Origin of the sequence: Corticicoccus populi (genome assembly GCF_042686195.1) — a bacterium.
GTDB classification, from domain to species: Bacteria; Bacillota; Bacilli; order Staphylococcales; family Salinicoccaceae; genus Corticicoccus; species Corticicoccus populi.
Genome location: NZ_JBHUOQ010000001.1, coordinates 913,548 through 930,514, shown reverse-complemented (window position 1 = coordinate 930,514; position 16,967 = coordinate 913,548). Strand labels below are relative to the sequence as shown.

Here is a 16,967-nt window from a genome sequence, read left to right as displayed (position 1 = left end):
TTATGAATAAAGTACTCCCGTCACTACTTGCAAGTGATTTTTCAAAGCTTGGAGAAGAGATAAAGATAATGGAGGAAGCGGGTGCGGATATTTTCCATTTAGATATTATGGACGGACAGTTTGTTCCGAATATCTCATACGGCATACCTGTGACAGAGGCAATCAGCCAGGCATCAACGATTCCGCTTGATGTTCATCTTATGACATACAACCCTGATCAGTTTATTGAAACATTCAGTAAAATGGGAGTAGAGATGGTATCGTTTCATATCGAAGCCACTGCACATGCCCATCGTACTATTCAGTTGATTCAAAGTTACGGGATGAAAGCAGGAATTGCCCTGAATCCCCAGACTCCTGTCGAGCAGGTCAAACATTTACTGTCTTCACTCGATTTTGTGTTGATTATGACAGTAAATCCAGGTTTCGGCGGACAAGGATTCATCAATGAATGTCTGGATAAAATCAGTGATTTAAAATCATTAAAAGATTCAAAAGGATATACATTTGATATTGAAGTGGACGGCGGCATCAATGATGAAACTGCTGCTCTTTGTACTGCAGAAGGTGCGAATCTATTGGTCAGCGGGTCTTATTTATTTAAAGCAGATGATAAAAAAGGAACAATCACAAAATTGAGAGGTTAGTTTATGCATGTAAATGTGTTGGTTAGAGAAACAAATACAGTGCTCCCAACAGACGGGGGAGACTGGGCGGGTGTCGACCGGGGTGTCTATCTGCTTTTAAAGCAGTCCGTACATCCTGTACTGACTTATGGTGATTTTGATTCCGTAAGTGATGAAGAGCGTGATTTTATTCAGTCCAAACTGGAAATCACACCCGTGAAACCTGAAAAAGATGAGACAGATTTAGAACTGGCACTGTTGGATATTAAGGACAAACGCTATCAATCAATAGATGTGTATGGTGCGACGGGCGGACGTATTGATCATTTATTCGGGAATGTCCAGCTGCTGGTTCGTGATGAATTAAAACATTTGAATATCCGGTTGATTGACGGGGCAAATATCGTTGAAGTCATTCCAGAGGGCCGTCATACCGTATATAAACATCCAGGTATGAAGTATGTATCATTTATTCCGGTGTATGAAGGGACTGAACTGACTTTGGAAGGAATGAAATATCCTTTGAGCAGTCAGCTGCTTAATATCGGTTCCACTTTGACGATCAGTAATGAATTTGATGATTCAAAAGGAGAAGTTTCTGTAAATCAGCCGATTATTATGATTCAATCGAAAGACAGCGGGAGGATGATGGAATGATTCTGGCAGGTGCTTTAGCAAACGGACTTGCCATCATTGTCGGCGGTGCACTGGGACTTATCTTCACGTTTATCCCGGAGCATATTAAAGATTCAATTATGAAGATACAGGCTTTGATTATTATGGCGCTCGGCATTCAGATGGTTGTTACGGCAGAAGATATTATTGTGACACTTCTGAGCTTAATCATTGGTGTTGTCATCGGGGAACTGATTAAACTGGAAGCGCAGTTGAATCGTTTCGGCCACTGGATGGAATATAAACTCGGGGACAAGCACGCAGGTAATTTATCTCAGGGCTTCGTTTCCGGTACACTTGTTTTCATTGTCGGGGCAATGGCAATTGTCGGCGGGCTTGATGCAGGTCTCAGAGGATCCAATGCTGTATTATATACGAAGGCGATTATGGACTTTTTTATTGCTGTTGTTATGACAACGGCATATGGTTTAGGCGTTATCATTTCAGGTATTCCTACTTTTATATATATTGCCTTAATCATATTCTCAGCTCAGGGAATTGCGATGGTGATTCCGGATCCTATTTTAAACGATATGATTTCCCAGGTAAGTGCAACGGGCGGTGTTATACTGCTTGCGATTGCGATGAATATGCTGAACATTACTAAAATGAGAGTCGGAAATATGATACCGGCTATTTTTGCGGCGATGATTATGGTATATGTTATGAACTTATTTTAAAACAGCGCCGGGTCACTCCGGCCTGAAATGCGTTAAAAAAAGACAGTCACTGATTAAGTGACTGTCTTTTTAGTTTCAGCGATTATACGCGTTCAACTTTTCCGGATTTTAAAGCACGGGTAGAAACCCAGACTTTTTTAGGTTTACCGTCAACCATGATTCTTACTTTTTGTAGGTTCGCACCAAAGCGTCTTTTACTTGCGTTCATTGCGTGGGAACGGTTGTTACCAGACACTGAGCGACGTCCTGTGAAATAGCATTCTTTAGCCATGTCATTCTCTCCCTTTATAAATTTCAAGCATCAAATGATTATTTGACTGCATCGATTATTAACATACTTCTGTATAATACACGATTTTTAATGACGTGTCCACCTTGGAAAGGTGTAAAGGTATGACCTTTACTATAATATATCATCAGTGAAATTATAGCAATAAAAAATTTGTTTTTTACAGCATTTTCAAGTGTTCATTTATATATATTTTGCAATTTCATTTATATGAAAATACTTATAACAGGCAGAACTGCCGGAAGATTATACAGTGAAGCGATTCATGTTATAATTAAAATCAGTGCTTCATATACAGGAGGGATATGGAAGAATCCATTTATACCTTGTATTTAATGTTATATTTTGATTATAATAAACTGATGTATTTTAGGAGGCAGATTATAATGGCACTCGAAATAAAAAATGAATTAGGTTCTGTTGAAATTGCGACTGATGTAATCGCAAACATTGCCGGTGGTGCGGTCGTTGAAAGCTACGGTGTAGTTGGAATGGCATCACGCCATCAGGTGCGTGACGGTTTTGCAGAACTGCTTGGTAAAGAAAACTATGCCAAAGGCGTAGTCATTGATCATAATGAAGATAATCTGGAAGTGGATTTATACATTGTTGTGGGTTATGGTGTGAAGATTTCGGAAGTTGCGACTAACGTCCAATCCACTGTAAAATACAGACTTGAAAAAACACTGGGATTGAATGTGAATACCGTAAACATACATGTACAAGGTGTTAGAATCATCAATTCTGAAAAATAATCAGGGAGGACGTATTAAAGGAAATGAAAAACTTAGATGGTAAGATGTTTAAAAATATGATAATCAGCGGGTCGGAGAATTTAAAGCAGCATGCCGATTATGTAGACTCGCTGAATGTCTTCCCTGTGCCGGATGGTGATACAGGGACAAATATGAACTTGTCTATGACATCCGGTGCAAATGAAGTAAAAGATAAGGACACAGAACATATCGGTGAAATGGGTAAATATTTTTCACGAGGTCTTCTGATGGGTGCAAGAGGCAACTCAGGTGTGATTTTATCTCAATTATTCAGAGGTTTCTCAAAAGCATGTGAAGAAATTGATGTGCTTGACAGTAAAGATTTTGTAGAAGCATTCAACGCAGGTGTTAAAACAGCGTATAAAGCAGTGATGAAACCTGTTGAAGGGACTATTCTGACAGTAGCAAAGGATGCTGCTGCAAAAGCTCAGGAATCCGGAGAGGCAAATGATTCAATTATTAGAATCATGGAAGATGTTCTTAAAGAGTCAAAAGAATCTTTAAAACGTACACCGGATTTACTTCCTGTACTGAAAGAAGTCGGTGTTGTAGATTCCGGCGGACAGGGGCTTGTGTATGTGTATGAAGGTTTCCTTGCAGCATTAAAGGGTGAAACAATTGAAGTAAAAGCGGATGCAGTTGATACTGAGAATTTTGTTGAAGATGAACATGAATTTGATGATTTCATGACAGTGGATGATATCGAATTCGGTTTCTGTACAGAGTTTATGGTCCGTTTTGAAGAAGGAAAACGCGACTTTGATGAAGAGACATTCAGACAGGAAATGAGTGGTTTTGGTGACTCCCTGCTCGTCATTTCAGATGATGAAATAGTTAAGGTGCATGTTCATACAGAAACACCGGGTGAAGCAATGACATACGGTGCGTCGTACGGTGAGCTGATTAAGATGAAAATCGAAAACATGCGTGAACAGTTCCGTACTATTCAGGAGAAAAAAGAACAGAAATCAGAAAAAAAGTCATATGAGACAGCAATTATTACTGTTTCATCCGGAAAGGGTATCAACAAACTCTTTAAATCTATCGGTGTGACTCATGTCATCAACGGCGGTCAGACGATGAACCCGTCTACAGAAGACATTATGAATACGATTAAAGATGAAGATGTGAAGAATGTGATCATTCTGCCAAATAATAAAAATATTATTATGGCAGCAGAACAGGCGGAGGAACTGCTTGATATTCCGGCAGTTGTCGTACCGACACGTTCGATTCCGGAAGGTCTTGCAAGTATGCTTTCATTCTCTCCGGATGCGTCACTCGAGGAAAACAAAAAGGCAATGGAGTCATCACTGGAATTTGTGAAAACAGGCCAGGTGACTTATGCTGTCAGAGATACTAAGATTGATGGTGTAGAAATCAAAAAAGGCCAACATATGGGTATCAGCGACGGAAACATCACAAGTTCGAATGATTCCAGGGAAGATGCTTTAAAAGGACTTATTTTATCCATGCTTGATGATGAAGCGGAAATAGTCACTATATTAATTGGTGATTCCGGTGATGAAGAGGAAACTTCAAGAGTGGTTGAAGCAGTGGAAAGTGAATATGAAGACGTAGAGTTTGAAGTGCATATCGGTGAACAGCCGGTATACAGTTATTTAATCTCTGTAGAATAAAACCAAGCCACATCGACAGTGTCGGTGTGGCTTTTTAAGGAGGGGGATTATGAAGTATAAAAGTGTATTTGATATTATCGGACCTGTAATGGTCGGTCCATCTTCATCCCATACAGCAGGCGCGGCGCGGATTGGACTTCTCGCGAGAAGTTTATTCGGCGGTCAGCCGGACCATGTTGATATTTATTTGTACGGTTCATTTAAAGACACATACCTGGGGCATGGAACAGATGTGGCTTTAATCGGCGGTCTGCTTGGGTTTGATACGGATGACAGCAGGATAATAGAAGCAAAAAAATATGCTGATGAGAACGGGATGCAGGTGAATTTTATAGAAATGTCCGAGGAGCGTTCTCACCCGAACACAGCTGTTCTTCACCTTTCAAAAGGTAGTGAAAGGCTCACAATTGAAGGAATCTCAATCGGCGGCGGGAAAATCGAACTCGTCAGTATTAATGATTATAAAATTACATTGTCAGGAAATTATCACTCACTGCTTGTTTTTCACAGAGACAGTTTTGGAACGATTGCCCGTGTCACCACGATACTTGGCAATTATCAAATTAATGTGAGCCAGATGAATGTGTCGCGAAAAGAAAAAGGGGAAGTGGCACTGATGACAATTGAACTCGATGACACTATTACCGAGGCAATCATTGATGAAATTTATTCTGCAGACGGTGTCGAACGTGTAATTGAAATGAAAGAAAGTTAAAGAGGTGATGATGTGTTCAATAGTATCTCAGAGTTAATCAGTATTGCTGAAAATGAAAATAAAGCGATTTCAGAAGTGATGATTGAACAGGAAACTGCTGTCTCAAAACGGTCATTTCTTGAGGTATACAGTGATATGGAGCGAAATCTTTATGTGATGGAAAATGCTGTTGCAGAAGGATTTGACGGTGTGACAAGTCCGACCGGACTGACGGGCATGGATGCTGTAAAGATGAAAAAATATATTGACAGCGGCAAGGGTTTAAGCGGGGAATTAAATCTATATGCGATTGCCCATGCAGTTTCTACCAATGAAGTGAATGCCGCAATGGGTAAAATATGTGCGACACCGACTGCAGGTTCTGCAGGTGTTGTTCCAGGTGTTTTATTTGCGATGCAGGAAAAAAGAGATATCTCAAGAGAAGATATGGTCAGATTTTTATTTACATCCGGTGCATTTGGTTTTGTAGTCGCGAATAACGCAAGTATTTCAGGTGCTTCCGGGGGCTGCCAGGCCGAAGTGGGCAGTGCCAGTGCAATGGCTGCTGCAGCACTTGTAGAGCTTGCCGGCGGTACACCTGCAATGAGCGGGCATGCATTTGCAATCGCTCTGAAAAACATGCTTGGTCTTGTATGTGATCCAGTGGCCGGCCTTGTTGAAGTGCCGTGTGTTAAAAGAAATGCCGCCGGTGCATCCAATGCACTGACAGCTGCGGATATGGCACTTGCAGGAATTGAATCCAGAATTCCGCCTGATGAAGTCGTTGAAGCAATGTACAAAATTGGTCTGACTATGCCGTCATCACTTCGTGAAACAGGACGCGGGGGGCTTGCCGCGACTGCAACAGGCAGCAGATTGAAACAGGAAATCTTCGGGGATTAATAGAGATGTCAGGAATGTATGAGGTCATTACACCGAATATTGATGTCAGCCGTATTAAAGGTGTCGGTCCTAAGATGGCGGAAAAGCTTCAGTCCATTGGAATTTATAAGGCGGATGATGTTATTTTTCACCTGCCGTCAAGCTATGTCAATCAATCGGTTGTCAATTTAAATGATGCAGAACATAACGATAATGTTACAGTCGAAGGTACAGTGAAAACTGAACCTTCAATTGCTTTTTTCCGCGGCGGAAAGAGCCGATTGACATGTTTTATGGACGTTGACGGAATCTATGTAAAAGTGACGTTTTTTAATCAACCGTATTTAAAAGAGAAGCTCATCAACGGTGAATTCGCCAGAGTCTTTGGGAAATTTAATAAAAACAAACTTGAAATTAATGGACAGCGTCTGATTTTTGATACAGACGGCGGTTACCAGGTCCGGTACAGCCTGAATCAGCAGATGCATGCAAAGACATTTCGTAAATTTGTTGAGGCTGTATTTGAAAACTGCCGTTTCAATAAAGATCTGCCCGAACATTTGAAACAGAAATACCGCCTGATGAATATTCGTGAAGCATTATGGCATATTCATTTCCCTCTGAATGACAAAGTACTGCATGAAGCCCGCAGAACGATAAAATTTTATGAGCTTTATGAGTTTCAGTTGTCACTGATGGAAAAAAGAAAACAGGAACGCGTATATAACGACCACTATATTATTGATTATGATGTCGAAAGATTGAAATCTTTTATTTCAACACTGCCGTTTGAATTAACGGGTGATCAAAAACGCAGTGTGAATGAAATATGCCGGGATTTTAAACAGAAGATATCAATGCACCGCCTGCTCCAGGGGGATGTCGGAAGCGGTAAAACCATTGTTGCTGGAATCTGTACGTATGCAGTGAAGACAATTGGTGAACAGACAGCGGTCATGGTTCCGACAGAGGTGCTCGCAAACCAGCATTATGAGTCGTTTACAGATACATTTAAAGATGAGCTGTCAGTAGAAAAATTGACCGGAACCACAAGCCGCAGAGAAAAAGCGGCAATACTTGAACGGTTGAGAAACGGCGACATTGATTTACTGATTGGAACTCATGCATTGATAGAAGATGATGTCGTATTTAATAAATTGTCTTTAATTATTACAGACGAGCAGCATCGATTCGGTGTGAATCAGCGTTCGAAACTGAGCAGGAAAGCATACCGGAAAAATGTACTCTATATGACGGCAACACCAATACCGAGAACACTGTCCATCACCACTTTTGGTGATATGGATGTGTCAATCATCCGCGAGATGCCTAAAGGACGTAAACCTGTCGAGACATACTGGAGACGGTTTGATGAGACAGACAAGGTGCTTGAAATGGTGAAAAAAGAGGTGGACAGCGGTAGGAGTGCCTACATTGTTGCACCATTGATTGAGGAATCGGAAACGCTGGATTTAAAAAATGTACAGGAAATTTATCATATTTTTGCCGAATATTTTGGAGAAGAGACAGTAGAACTCATTCATGGTAAAATGAAACCAAATGAGAAAGTTTTTGGTATGTCACGGTTTGAATCACTTGAGAAAAAAGTACTGGTGTCAACGACAGTCATTGAAGTCGGCGTCAATGTTCCGAATGCAACGTTCATGGTTATTTTTAATGCAGAACGATTCGGCCTCTCAACACTTCATCAGTTAAGAGGACGTGTCGGGCGGAGTGACCTTCAGAGCTACTGTGTACTTGTGAGTGATGCGCACACTGAAAATGCCAAACTTCGAATGGAAATCATGACAAGTACAACAGATGGATTTGAGCTGAGTGAGCGTGACCTTGAAATGCGCGGGCCGGGTGATTATTTTGGTGTCAGACAAAGCGGACTGCCGCAGTTCAAAGTGGCGGATATCACCGAAGATTACCGTATGCTTGAAGCAGCAAGGGAAGAAGCTGTCAATGTGCTTGAAAGTTCGGGAGGTAAAGAATGAGGATTTTATTCAGAATAACCGGTGTTCTTTTAATTATGGCGGCAGTCGTATTGTTTTTTTGGCAGGATATTAAAGAGTATTTTACAGATCAGGTGAATGAGCGTCTGATTGAGGCATATCAGGATGGTGATGACCATGTTGAAATCAACAGACTGGAATCATTTATTACAGGTATTGATGCCACTGGAGATTCTGACAGCAGTTCTGACGGAAATTCCGGCGGGAATTCTGCAGAGGCTGCAGGTATTAATATCGGCAGTGATATGGCAGGAATCATTAATATTGAGGCAGCAGGCATCAGTGAGCCGGTGTATTACGGGCCGGTGACTGAAGAGAAGATGAGGAACGGTGTCTCTTTTGTAAATGCAGATGATCATTTAAATATGCAGAATATCCCGATTGCAGGACATCGTGTTGAAGGCGCGGGTATCCGATTTAACTACCTTGACCGTGCAGGCGTTGGAGACATCATTACCATCGTTACCCGTGAGGAGACAAAAGAGTACAGAATTACTGAAATTTTTGATGTTTCGCCGTCAGAAGTTGAAGTGATGAACCAGACTGAAGGAAACCCTCAGGAGCTTACCCTGATTACTTGTGATGATTATAATCCGGATACATTATTGTTTGAGAAAAGAATGATTGTTAAAGCACAGATTGTTGAATGAAGAAAGGCGGCATACCGTTAATGGTATGCCGCCTTTTTATGAAGTAGACATGCATTTTATAAGAAAAAATCCACTTATGTCAGCAGAATTGTGGTGAAGCTGTATTTGTGAATCAATTTTCATTTGAAAATAATGAACGCTTTCTATATACTAAATACTGATACTAGTACCAACTACTAAAAGAGGTATAAATATGGCTAAATATAAAAAGGCGGAAAGACAGTCTCTCCTGCGTGATGAAGTGGCGCGTGATCCTTTTTTGACAGATGAGAAGCTGGCTGAGAAATTTCATGTCAGTATACAGACGATTCGTCTGGACCGGCTTGAGTTGAATATTCCTGAGCTCAGAGAACGCATTAAACATGTTGCACGTGAGGAAGCGGATAAAATCCGCAGCCTTTCGCTTCAGGAAGTGATTGGTGAAATCATCGATATTGAGCTGAACAAGCAGGCGTTGAGTTTATTTATTATAGAAGAAGGGCATGTATTTAAGAGAAATCAGATTGCCCGCGGACATTATCTGTTCGCCCAGGCAAACTCATTATGTGTTGCCGTGATTGATGAGCCTCTGGCGCTTACTAAACGGGCTGATGTGGAATTTTTAAGGCAGGCGAAACTGCATGATAAAATCATATCAAAAGCACTGGTCAACAAAATGGATAATAACAATGCATCTATTTCAGTTGAATCCAGAGTGGAAGGTCGTTTAATATTTAAGGGGCAGTTTGAAATGTATTATTCGGATGAAGGTGAGATAAATGGTTAAAGTTTCAGTAGATTTAATGGGCGGGGATAATGCGCCGGTAAAAATCGAAGAAGGTATTTTGAAAGCTGTTGAAGAGGATTCAACTTTAGAGATTAAAGCATACGGTCTTCCGGGATCATTTACAAAAAGCCATCCTCAGGTGGAGTTTATTGAAGTCAGTGAAAAAATTGATTCTGAAGATGATCCGGTAAAGAGTGTGAGACGTAAAAAAGACAGCTCCCTTGTCCGTGCGGCAAAGGCTGTAAAAGACAGAGAAGCTGATGCATGTGTATCCGCCGGCAATACCGGTGCGATTATGGCAGCCGGCTTGTTTGCTGTAGGGCGGATTAAAGGGGTTGAACGCCCCGCAATCGCATCGATTCTGCCGAGTATGGACCGGAGAGGCATGATGTTTCTTGATATGGGTGCCAATTCTGATAATAAACCGAATCACCTGTATCAGTTTGCAGTCATGGGCAGCATCTACATGGAAGTCATGGAGAATAGAAAATCTCCGCGGGTCGGCCTCGTTAACATCGGCAGTGAAGATATTAAAGGGAATGAGCTGACTAAGGAAGCATATAAGCTTTTAAAAGACAGTGATTTAAACTTTACCGGTAACTTTGAAACCAGAGATATTTTAAACGGTGTCGTTGATATTGCGGTGACAGACGGTTTTACCGGCAATGTGGTGTTAAAAACAATAGAGGGTACAGCGACTTCTATGCTTAAAGAAATTAAAGGCGCATTTTTAAAGAATGCATTGAATAAAATTGCCGCATTGATTTTAAAGAAAGATTTCGGGGAAATAAGAGATCTTCTTGATTACCGTCAGTACGGCGGTGCACCGCTTTTAGGTCTTGACGGTAATGTGCTGAAGGCACATGGATCAAGTGACGGAGTGGCAATTTACAATGCGATTAAACAGGCAAAACGTATGGCAGAAGCGGATGCAGTTTCTATAATCAAAGAAAAGGTGGGTATTGAATAATGGCAGAATTAGTTCTTTTCCCGGGTCAGGGTGCCCAGTACAGCGGAATGGCAAAAGATTTATACGAAAATAATACAGATGCCAAAATGGTGCTGGATGAAATTTTCTCAATTGTAGACTTTGATTTAAAAACAATCATGTTTGAAGAGGATGAGCGTTTAAACCAGACCCAGTACACGCAGCCGGCCCTGTTTGCACACAGCCTTGCGGTACTTAAAGCAACAGGTATTAAAGGTGATTACTGTCTCGGACACAGCCTCGGTGAACTGCCGGCGCTTGTACATGCCGGTGTTTTAAGTCTGAAAGACGGGGTTAAGATTGTCGAGAAGCGCGGACAGCTCATGAGTGAGTCGGAAGGCGGCGGCATGGCAGCAGTAATCGGAATGACATATGATGATTTGAAGGCGTTGTGTGATGAGCTGTCAACAGACGATATGAGTATTGCGCCTGCAAATATTAACGCACCGGATCAAATCGTAATTTCAGGCGATAAAGCACTCGTGGAATCATTTCAGGAGACTGCCAAAGAGCGCGGTGCACGCCGTGTAATGCCATTAAATGTTTCCGGGGCATTTCATTCACACTTAATGGCACCTGCCAAAGAAGAATTTAAACGTTTTCTGGAAACAGTAGAATTTAAGGATGCTGAAATTCCTGTGATTCAAAATGTGAGTGCAGAGCCGGAAACAGACGGCGGTGTGATTAAAGCACAGCTGATTGAGCAGATTACAAGTCCGGTACGGTTCGTGGAATGTGTGGAAACTGCAAGGTCGCTGCAGGTGACTGATGCTGTTGAAGTCGGTCCGAAGAAAGTATTATGCGGACTGGTCAGAAAAATCGATAAAGAAATTTCAACAAGTAATATCGGAAAAATCAATGAAGTGGAGGAGTATAAAAATGTCTAAAACTGCTTTAGTAACGGGTGCTTCAAGAGGTATCGGCAGAAGTATTGCATTAAAGCTCGCAGAAAGCGGATATACAGTGGTTGTGAACTATTCCGGCTCAAAAGATAAGGCGGATGCGGTTGTTTCAGAAATCAAGGCATCCGGCGGTCAGGCGGAGAGCTATCAGTGTCATGTACAGAACTTTGATGATGTGAAAGAAATGATTAAATATATTACAGACAGTTACGGCTCAATCGACCTTGTTGTCAATAATGCGGGCGTCACTAAAGACAACCTTCTCATGAGAATGAAAGAAGCGGAATGGGATCAGGTGATTGATGTGAATTTGAAGGGTGCATTTAATGTCATCCAGAATGTTGCGCGTCCGATGATTCGTCAAAAAGGCGGTAAAATCATCAGTGTCTCAAGTATTGTCGGATCTCTCGGTAATCCCGGACAGACGAACTATGTGGCATCAAAGGCCGGAATTGACGGCTTAACAAAATCAGTAGCACGTGAGCTCGCTGCAAAAGGCATTACTGTGAACGCAATCGCTCCCGGCTTCATTGAGAGTGATATGACAGATGTCCTTCCTGAAAAAGTAAAGACAGACATGCTCGGACAGATTCCATTGAATCACTTCGGCAGTGTGGATGATATCAGTGAAACAGTTTTATTCCTCGCGAGTGATAAAGCGAATTATATTACCGGCCAGACGATTCATGTGAACGGCGGTATGTACATGGGATAAGCCGTGTGCTATCATTAAAAGGAGGTGAGATGAATGGCAAACTTTGATAAAGTAAAAGACATTATTGTTGACAAACTGGGAATCGATGAAGAAAAAGTAACGACTGATGCATCTTTTAAAGATGATTTAGGTGCGGACTCTTTAGATATCGCTGAACTTGTAATGGAACTTGAAGACGAATTCGAAATGGAAATTCCGGATGAAGAAGCTGAAAAAATTCTTACAGTAGGCGATGCATTAAATTACATCGATAAGTTAGATAACAATTAATTAATGAAAATCCACTTTCCGAAGTGGATTTTATTTTGTCTTCATTCTTTTAATACAGTTCATTTTCAGATAAAATAAGTAAGAATGGAGTGATGAAATGGACTTTAATACAGTCGATGAAAAAATCCGTAAGGATAAGCATGCAAAAGCTGCGGTAAACACTTTTTTAACAGTGTTTGAAAAATTTCAAAAGAAAATTGGTTTAACGCTTGAAAATAAACATATTTATATGCAGGCATTTATGCACAGTTCATTTATCAATGATCTGCAGATGAATAAAATATATAATAATGAACGGTTGGAGTTTTTAGGTGATGCAGTACTAGAATTGATGGTATCAGATTATATTTTTAATAAATTTGATCATTTGCCGGAAGGGGATTTAACAAAGCTCCGGGCGAATATTGTGTGTGAACCCTCACTTGTAGTATTTGCAGATAAGCTTGATATGTCTGAATTGATTTTACTCGGGCGTGGTGAAGAAAAGACAAACGGCCGTGAACGCCCGTCTATTGTCTCGGATACTTTCGAAGCATTTTTAGGCGCACTGTACCTTGATCAAGGGACAGATGCCGCGCGCGGATTTCTTGAAACATATGTATTTGTTGAAATTCAGGATGCGGAATATAATGCTGTTGTGGATTATAAGACTTTGTTGCAGGAAGAGGCACATAAGCGTGTTAAAAAAAGTGTGACATATCAACTTATCGACTCCACAGGACCGAGTCATAATAAGGAATTTATTACAGGCGTGCTGCTTGATGGTGAAATCATCGGCAGAGGACGTGGAAAATCGAAAAAGGAATCAGAGCAGCGTGCTGCAGAAAATGCGTTATCTGAGATTCACAGCTGGGAGAAACTTTAATGGTGTATTTAAAAGCGATAGAGGCGAATGGTTTTAAATCGTTTGCCGATAAAGTAGATATTAAATTCGACAGCGGCGTCACAGCAGTTGTCGGTCCAAACGGAAGCGGAAAAAGTAATATAACCGATGCCATCCGCTGGGTGCTCGGGGAGCAGTCGGCACGGACGATCCGCGGTGTGAAGATGGAGGATGTTATCTTCAGCGGTACAGACACGAGAAGTGAGATGAATGCTGCAACTGTAAAGCTGAAACTTGATAATCAGTCCGGAATGTTTGCAGTGAATAATGATGAAGTGATAATCACGAGAAAACTCTTCAGAAGCGGAGACAGTGAATATTATATTAATAATGAACGGTCAAAACTAAAAGAAATTCATGAATTATTTTTAGATTCCGGCCTTGGAAGAAATGCATATAATATTATTTCACAGGGTGAAGTCGATACTTTATTAAAAGCGCGTCCGGAAGAACGACGTACTTTGATTGAAGAAGCGGCGGGCGTGATGAAGTATAAGCTGCGCAGAAAAGAGTCGGAGAAGCGTCTGACTGAGACAAAAGACAATTTGAACAGGGTTAACGATATTATTAAAGAGCTCGAAGAACGGGTGAACACACTGGAGATTGAGAGTGCCAATGCAGAAGAATATCTGGCTTTGAAAAATGAAATGAGCCGGGCGGATATCGAAGTTTCTGTGCATGATATTAAAAACCTGTCAGAACTGCTGAAAGAAGAAACAGATAAGATTAACCGGACAGAAGCGGAGATTAAAAATCAGCAGGAAGAATCTTCACGTATTGATACTGTACTGAATAATCTTTCAAAAAAACGTGATGAAGCGGATTTAAATGCCCGTGAAGTTAATAAAAAAATTGTTGATGCGTCTAAAAAACTTGAGCAGGTCACAGGGAAGATTGAGTTATTTACCGAGCGAAAAAATAATAAGGGACAGATGAAAAAAGAACTTGAAGAAAGACTGTCCGAACAGCTTGAACGAAGAAAAAAACTTGAAACTGAACTGGCTGAACTTAATGAAGAAATAAAGACATATCAAGAAAAAACGGCTGCACTGAATCGAACACTGAAAGATATTAAACGCCGTGAAGAATACCTGACCACAGACCAGAGTGAGGAGATCGAGCAGCTGAAAGATGATTATTATCAGCTGATGGTTGAGAAAACGACTCTTGAAAATGATCAGAAGCGAATCGCCTCCATGCAGTCGGAACGGAGCGGGCAGTACGCTCAGCAGATGGAGCGGATGAAACGTCTGACTGCTTCGATTGAGGAAGATAAAATGTCCCTCGAAAAACTGTCTGCTGATTTTGAGCGGGCGGAAACTGAACTTTCAAAATCGAGAGCGCAGTACAAAGAAATGAGCGGCCGGTTGAATACACTCAGGCTGCAGTATGATAACGAAAGAGAAAAGCTTGCTACTGCTAAACGCTATCTCGAACAGCAGGAAGCAAAGCTCGAGATGCTGAAATCGGTACAGAATGAATACCGCGGGTACTTCCCGGGAGTCAGAACTGTGTTAAAGAACAGAACGCAGCTGAAAGGTGTTGTCGGTTCTGTCGGTGAGATGATTTCTACTGAGGATAAATATGTAACCGCGCTCGATACAGCACTCGGCGGTCAGAGTCAGAGTATTATTATGGAGACGGATCAGGATGCACAGAGTGCGATTCAATTTTTGAAAAAAGGCGGCCGCGGATTCGCCACATTTTTACCGCAGAATACAGTGAAATCCCGCTCTCTTTCAACTGATTTACTTAATTTAGTGGAAAGCTACGGCAAGGTGCTTGCAGATATTGTAGAAGCACCTGTAGATATCCGGAATATTGTCAGCCACCTGCTGTCAACAACTGTTGTTGTAGATACGATGGATCACGCCAGACAGCTTGCCCGTGAATCCCGCCAGAGACTGAGAATCGTTACTCTCGACGGTGAAACCATTATGCCGGGCGGTGCCATGAGCGGCGGATCAAGAGCGAACAAAAGTTCAATCATTGAGTCGAAAAAAGAAATTTCCGATACTGAGAAAAAACTCGCAGATTTTAAGAAGCAGACTGCATCACTTGAAAAAAGTGCCGCCCGGACAGGAGAAGATTTTACATCTGTCAGTATGGCGCTTGAAGAACTTGAGAATTCCGGGACCAGTCTTAAAGAAGAATATGAAGAATTAAAAAGTAAAACTTCCAATCTCAACTATCGTATTGAATCAAAGACTGAATCATTGAGCATGATTGAAAATGAAGTGGGCGAATCAGTTGATACGATGGATATGGATGAACTGAGTGAACGAATTTCATTAAAGGACAAAGAACTTTCGGACCTAGATGACAAAATCCGCCTGTTAAACAGTTCAGATAAGGAAAAGAAAGATGAACTTAAAACACTGACGGATGAAAGAAATGCCTCTGAACGGGAGCTTCTGTCTATTAAAGAGCGTATGAAGTATCGTGAAACAGAACAGGAAAGAGTATCTGAAAATCTTAATGATGTTAATGCCCGGATAGAGCGGACTGAAAATGAGCAGGAAATTGTCGATCTGGATTTAAGTACATTTGATATTAATGCATTAAATATTGAGCAGGAAAAACTGACAGAGACAGTCGATGCGTTATATGAAGAAGCAGACCGCTATTCTGAAACACAGCATGATATTAAGGAAAGCTACCAGAAAAAAAGCAGTCAGCGTGAAGATATTTATCACAAGATTGACCGCTATCAGCACGATCTCAGAATCGCAACAGGGCGTAAGGAAAAGCTTGATACGACACTTGAACAGAGAATCAGTTATTTGTCAGAGGAATATAAGCTGACATTTGAACGTGCTGAAAAAGAATATACAGATTTATCGAATATTGAACAAAAAAGGGTTCAGATTTCCCTTAATAAGAAAAGTATTGAAGAGCTTGGACCGGTAAATCTCGGTTCTATTGAAGAGTTTGAAAGAGTAAATACGAGGTACCGTTATTTAAAAGAGCAGGAAGATGACCTTCTTGAAGCGAGAGAAACACTGCTTGAAGTCATTAACGAAATGGATGAAGAAGTGTCACACCGTTTTAAAGAAACGTTTGAGAAAGTAAACAGCCATTTCGGCGGTGTATTCAAGGAAATGTTCGGCGGCGGCCAGGCAGAGCTCAGACTAACTGAAGATGGAGATTATTTGGAATCCGGTGTTGAAATATATGCACAGCCGCCGGGTAAAAAATTATCAACATTATCACTCTTGTCCGGCGGAGAGCGGGCGCTGACTGCGATTAGTCTTTTATTCAGTATATTGAAAGTCCGTACCAGCCCGTTCATCATTTTGGATGAGGTTGAAGCGGCACTGGATGAGGCAAATGTCGTGCGCTTTGCGAAATATTTACGAAATTTATCAAACCGTACACAGTTCATTGTGATTACACATAGAAAAGGTACAATGGAGGAAGCGGACCGGCTGTTCGGTGTGACGATGCAGGAACGCGGTGTCAGTCAGCTGATCAGTGTTGATTTAAAGGATTACGAAGAAAGTGCTGAATAGA

The 16,967-nt window shown here is 41.3% G+C and carries 17 protein-coding genes; 16 read left to right on the top strand and 1 reads right to left on the bottom strand.

What is annotated here, in order from left to right; all coding sequences use genetic code 11:
- The first annotated feature begins 2 nt into the window (after positions 1–2).
- From rpe to ACFSX4_RS04830, 3 genes are read left to right on the top strand one after another with little or no spacing between them, the layout of a single operon-like run.
- Positions 3–647, top strand: coding sequence for a ribulose-phosphate 3-epimerase (rpe, locus tag ACFSX4_RS04840; RefSeq protein WP_377772102.1), 645 nt, complete (start codon positions 3–5; stop codon positions 645–647).
- Positions 648–650: 3 nt separating this feature from the next.
- Positions 651–1,283: a thiamine diphosphokinase gene (locus ACFSX4_RS04835; RefSeq protein ID WP_377772100.1), complete on the top strand. Its 633-nt coding sequence runs from the start codon at positions 651–653 to the stop codon at positions 1,281–1,283.
- Positions 1,280–1,981, top strand: coding sequence for a DUF554 domain-containing protein (locus ACFSX4_RS04830; protein WP_377772098.1), 702 nt, complete (start codon positions 1,280–1,282; stop codon positions 1,979–1,981). Before ACFSX4_RS04835 ends, ACFSX4_RS04830 begins: the two co-directional genes overlap by 4 nt.
- Positions 1,982–2,063: 82 nt before the next feature.
- On the opposite strand, the gene rpmB is transcribed toward ACFSX4_RS04830, so the two are convergent.
- On the bottom strand, positions 2,064–2,252 hold the full coding sequence (rpmB, locus tag ACFSX4_RS04825; protein WP_377772096.1) for a 50S ribosomal protein L28: 189 nt from the start codon (positions 2,250–2,252) through the stop codon (positions 2,064–2,066).
- Between the two features lie 404 nt (positions 2,253–2,656).
- Between rpmB and ACFSX4_RS04820 the strand changes: the two genes are divergently transcribed.
- The 13 genes from ACFSX4_RS04820 (at position 2,657) to smc (ending at position 16,966) form a co-directional block, all read left to right on the top strand.
- Positions 2,657–3,025: an Asp23/Gls24 family envelope stress response protein gene (locus ACFSX4_RS04820; RefSeq protein ID WP_377772094.1), complete on the top strand. Its 369-nt coding sequence runs from the start codon at positions 2,657–2,659 to the stop codon at positions 3,023–3,025.
- Between the two features lie 23 nt (positions 3,026–3,048).
- Positions 3,049–4,686, top strand: coding sequence for a DAK2 domain-containing protein (locus tag ACFSX4_RS04815; protein WP_377772093.1), 1,638 nt, complete (start codon positions 3,049–3,051; stop codon positions 4,684–4,686).
- A gap of 49 nt (positions 4,687–4,735) precedes the next feature.
- Positions 4,736–5,401 carry an L-serine ammonia-lyase, iron-sulfur-dependent subunit beta gene (sdaAB, locus tag ACFSX4_RS04810; protein ID WP_377772091.1) on the top strand — a complete coding sequence of 222 codons (666 nt, stop codon included), beginning with the start codon at positions 4,736–4,738 and terminating at the stop codon, positions 5,399–5,401.
- A gap of 12 nt (positions 5,402–5,413) precedes the next feature.
- On the top strand, positions 5,414–6,283 hold the full coding sequence (sdaAA, locus tag ACFSX4_RS04805; RefSeq protein ID WP_377772089.1) for an L-serine ammonia-lyase, iron-sulfur-dependent, subunit alpha: 870 nt from the start codon (positions 5,414–5,416) through the stop codon (positions 6,281–6,283).
- 5 nt (positions 6,284–6,288) lie between these two features.
- On the top strand, positions 6,289–8,262 hold the full coding sequence (gene recG, locus ACFSX4_RS04800) for an ATP-dependent DNA helicase RecG (protein WP_377772087.1): 1,974 nt from the start codon (positions 6,289–6,291) through the stop codon (positions 8,260–8,262).
- On the top strand, positions 8,259–8,930 hold the full coding sequence (locus ACFSX4_RS04795; RefSeq protein WP_377772085.1) for a class A sortase: 672 nt from the start codon (positions 8,259–8,261) through the stop codon (positions 8,928–8,930). The genes recG and ACFSX4_RS04795 overlap by 4 nt, the downstream gene beginning before the upstream one ends.
- Before the next feature lie 193 nt (positions 8,931–9,123).
- Positions 9,124–9,696 (top strand): transcription factor FapR, encoded by a 573-nt coding sequence (gene fapR / locus ACFSX4_RS04790; RefSeq protein ID WP_377772083.1) that lies wholly within the window; start codon positions 9,124–9,126, stop codon positions 9,694–9,696.
- Entirely contained in the window at positions 9,689–10,666 is a 978-nt protein-coding gene (gene plsX / locus ACFSX4_RS04785) for a phosphate acyltransferase PlsX (RefSeq protein ID WP_377772081.1), read from the top strand. The genes fapR and plsX overlap by 8 nt, the downstream gene beginning before the upstream one ends.
- Positions 10,666–11,571, top strand: a complete 906-nt coding sequence (fabD, locus tag ACFSX4_RS04780; RefSeq protein ID WP_377772079.1) for an ACP S-malonyltransferase — start codon at positions 10,666–10,668, stop codon at positions 11,569–11,571. The genes plsX and fabD overlap by 1 nt, the downstream gene beginning before the upstream one ends.
- Positions 11,564–12,301 (top strand): 3-oxoacyl-[acyl-carrier-protein] reductase, encoded by a 738-nt coding sequence (fabG, locus tag ACFSX4_RS04775; protein WP_377772078.1) that lies wholly within the window; start codon positions 11,564–11,566, stop codon positions 12,299–12,301. Before fabD ends, fabG begins: the two co-directional genes overlap by 8 nt.
- Positions 12,302–12,334: 33 nt before the next feature.
- The gene (locus ACFSX4_RS04770; protein ID WP_377772077.1) at positions 12,335–12,571 is read left to right on the top strand and encodes an acyl carrier protein; all 237 of its coding nucleotides are present in this window, start codon (positions 12,335–12,337) and stop codon (positions 12,569–12,571) included.
- A gap of 97 nt (positions 12,572–12,668) precedes the next feature.
- Complete coding sequence (gene rnc / locus ACFSX4_RS04765) at positions 12,669–13,436, top strand: ribonuclease III (RefSeq protein ID WP_377772076.1); 768 nt, start codon at positions 12,669–12,671, stop codon at positions 13,434–13,436.
- Positions 13,436–16,966, top strand: a complete 3,531-nt coding sequence (gene smc, locus ACFSX4_RS04760; RefSeq protein ID WP_377772074.1) for a chromosome segregation protein SMC — start codon at positions 13,436–13,438, stop codon at positions 16,964–16,966. The genes rnc and smc overlap by 1 nt, the downstream gene beginning before the upstream one ends.
- Position 16,967: the final 1 nt, after the last annotated feature.

Excerpts from the sequence above, each read along its gene's own strand:
- rpe (WP_377772102.1), top strand. The coding sequence starts at position 3 with ATGAATAAAGTACTCCCGTCACTACTTGCAAGTGATTTTTCAAAGCTT.
- ACFSX4_RS04835 (WP_377772100.1), top strand. The coding sequence starts at position 651 with ATGCATGTAAATGTGTTGGTTAGAGAAACAAATACAGTGCTCCCAACA.
- ACFSX4_RS04830 (WP_377772098.1), top strand. The coding sequence starts at position 1,280 with ATGATTCTGGCAGGTGCTTTAGCAAACGGACTTGCCATCATTGTCGGC.
- rpmB (WP_377772096.1), bottom strand. The coding sequence starts at position 2,252 with ATGGCTAAAGAATGCTATTTCACAGGACGTCGCTCAGTGTCTGGTAAC.
- ACFSX4_RS04820 (WP_377772094.1), top strand. The coding sequence starts at position 2,657 with ATGGCACTCGAAATAAAAAATGAATTAGGTTCTGTTGAAATTGCGACT.
- ACFSX4_RS04815 (WP_377772093.1), top strand. The coding sequence starts at position 3,049 with ATGAAAAACTTAGATGGTAAGATGTTTAAAAATATGATAATCAGCGGG.
- sdaAB (WP_377772091.1), top strand. The coding sequence starts at position 4,736 with ATGAAGTATAAAAGTGTATTTGATATTATCGGACCTGTAATGGTCGGT.
- recG (WP_377772087.1), top strand. The coding sequence starts at position 6,289 with ATGTCAGGAATGTATGAGGTCATTACACCGAATATTGATGTCAGCCGT.
- ACFSX4_RS04795 (WP_377772085.1), top strand. The coding sequence starts at position 8,259 with ATGAGGATTTTATTCAGAATAACCGGTGTTCTTTTAATTATGGCGGCA.
- fapR (WP_377772083.1), top strand. The coding sequence starts at position 9,124 with ATGGCTAAATATAAAAAGGCGGAAAGACAGTCTCTCCTGCGTGATGAA.
- plsX (WP_377772081.1), top strand. The coding sequence starts at position 9,689 with ATGGTTAAAGTTTCAGTAGATTTAATGGGCGGGGATAATGCGCCGGTA.
- fabD (WP_377772079.1), top strand. The coding sequence starts at position 10,666 with ATGGCAGAATTAGTTCTTTTCCCGGGTCAGGGTGCCCAGTACAGCGGA.
- fabG (WP_377772078.1), top strand. The coding sequence starts at position 11,564 with ATGTCTAAAACTGCTTTAGTAACGGGTGCTTCAAGAGGTATCGGCAGA.
- ACFSX4_RS04770 (WP_377772077.1), top strand. The coding sequence starts at position 12,335 with ATGGCAAACTTTGATAAAGTAAAAGACATTATTGTTGACAAACTGGGA.
- rnc (WP_377772076.1), top strand. The coding sequence starts at position 12,669 with ATGGACTTTAATACAGTCGATGAAAAAATCCGTAAGGATAAGCATGCA.
- smc (WP_377772074.1), top strand. The coding sequence starts at position 13,436 with ATGGTGTATTTAAAAGCGATAGAGGCGAATGGTTTTAAATCGTTTGCC.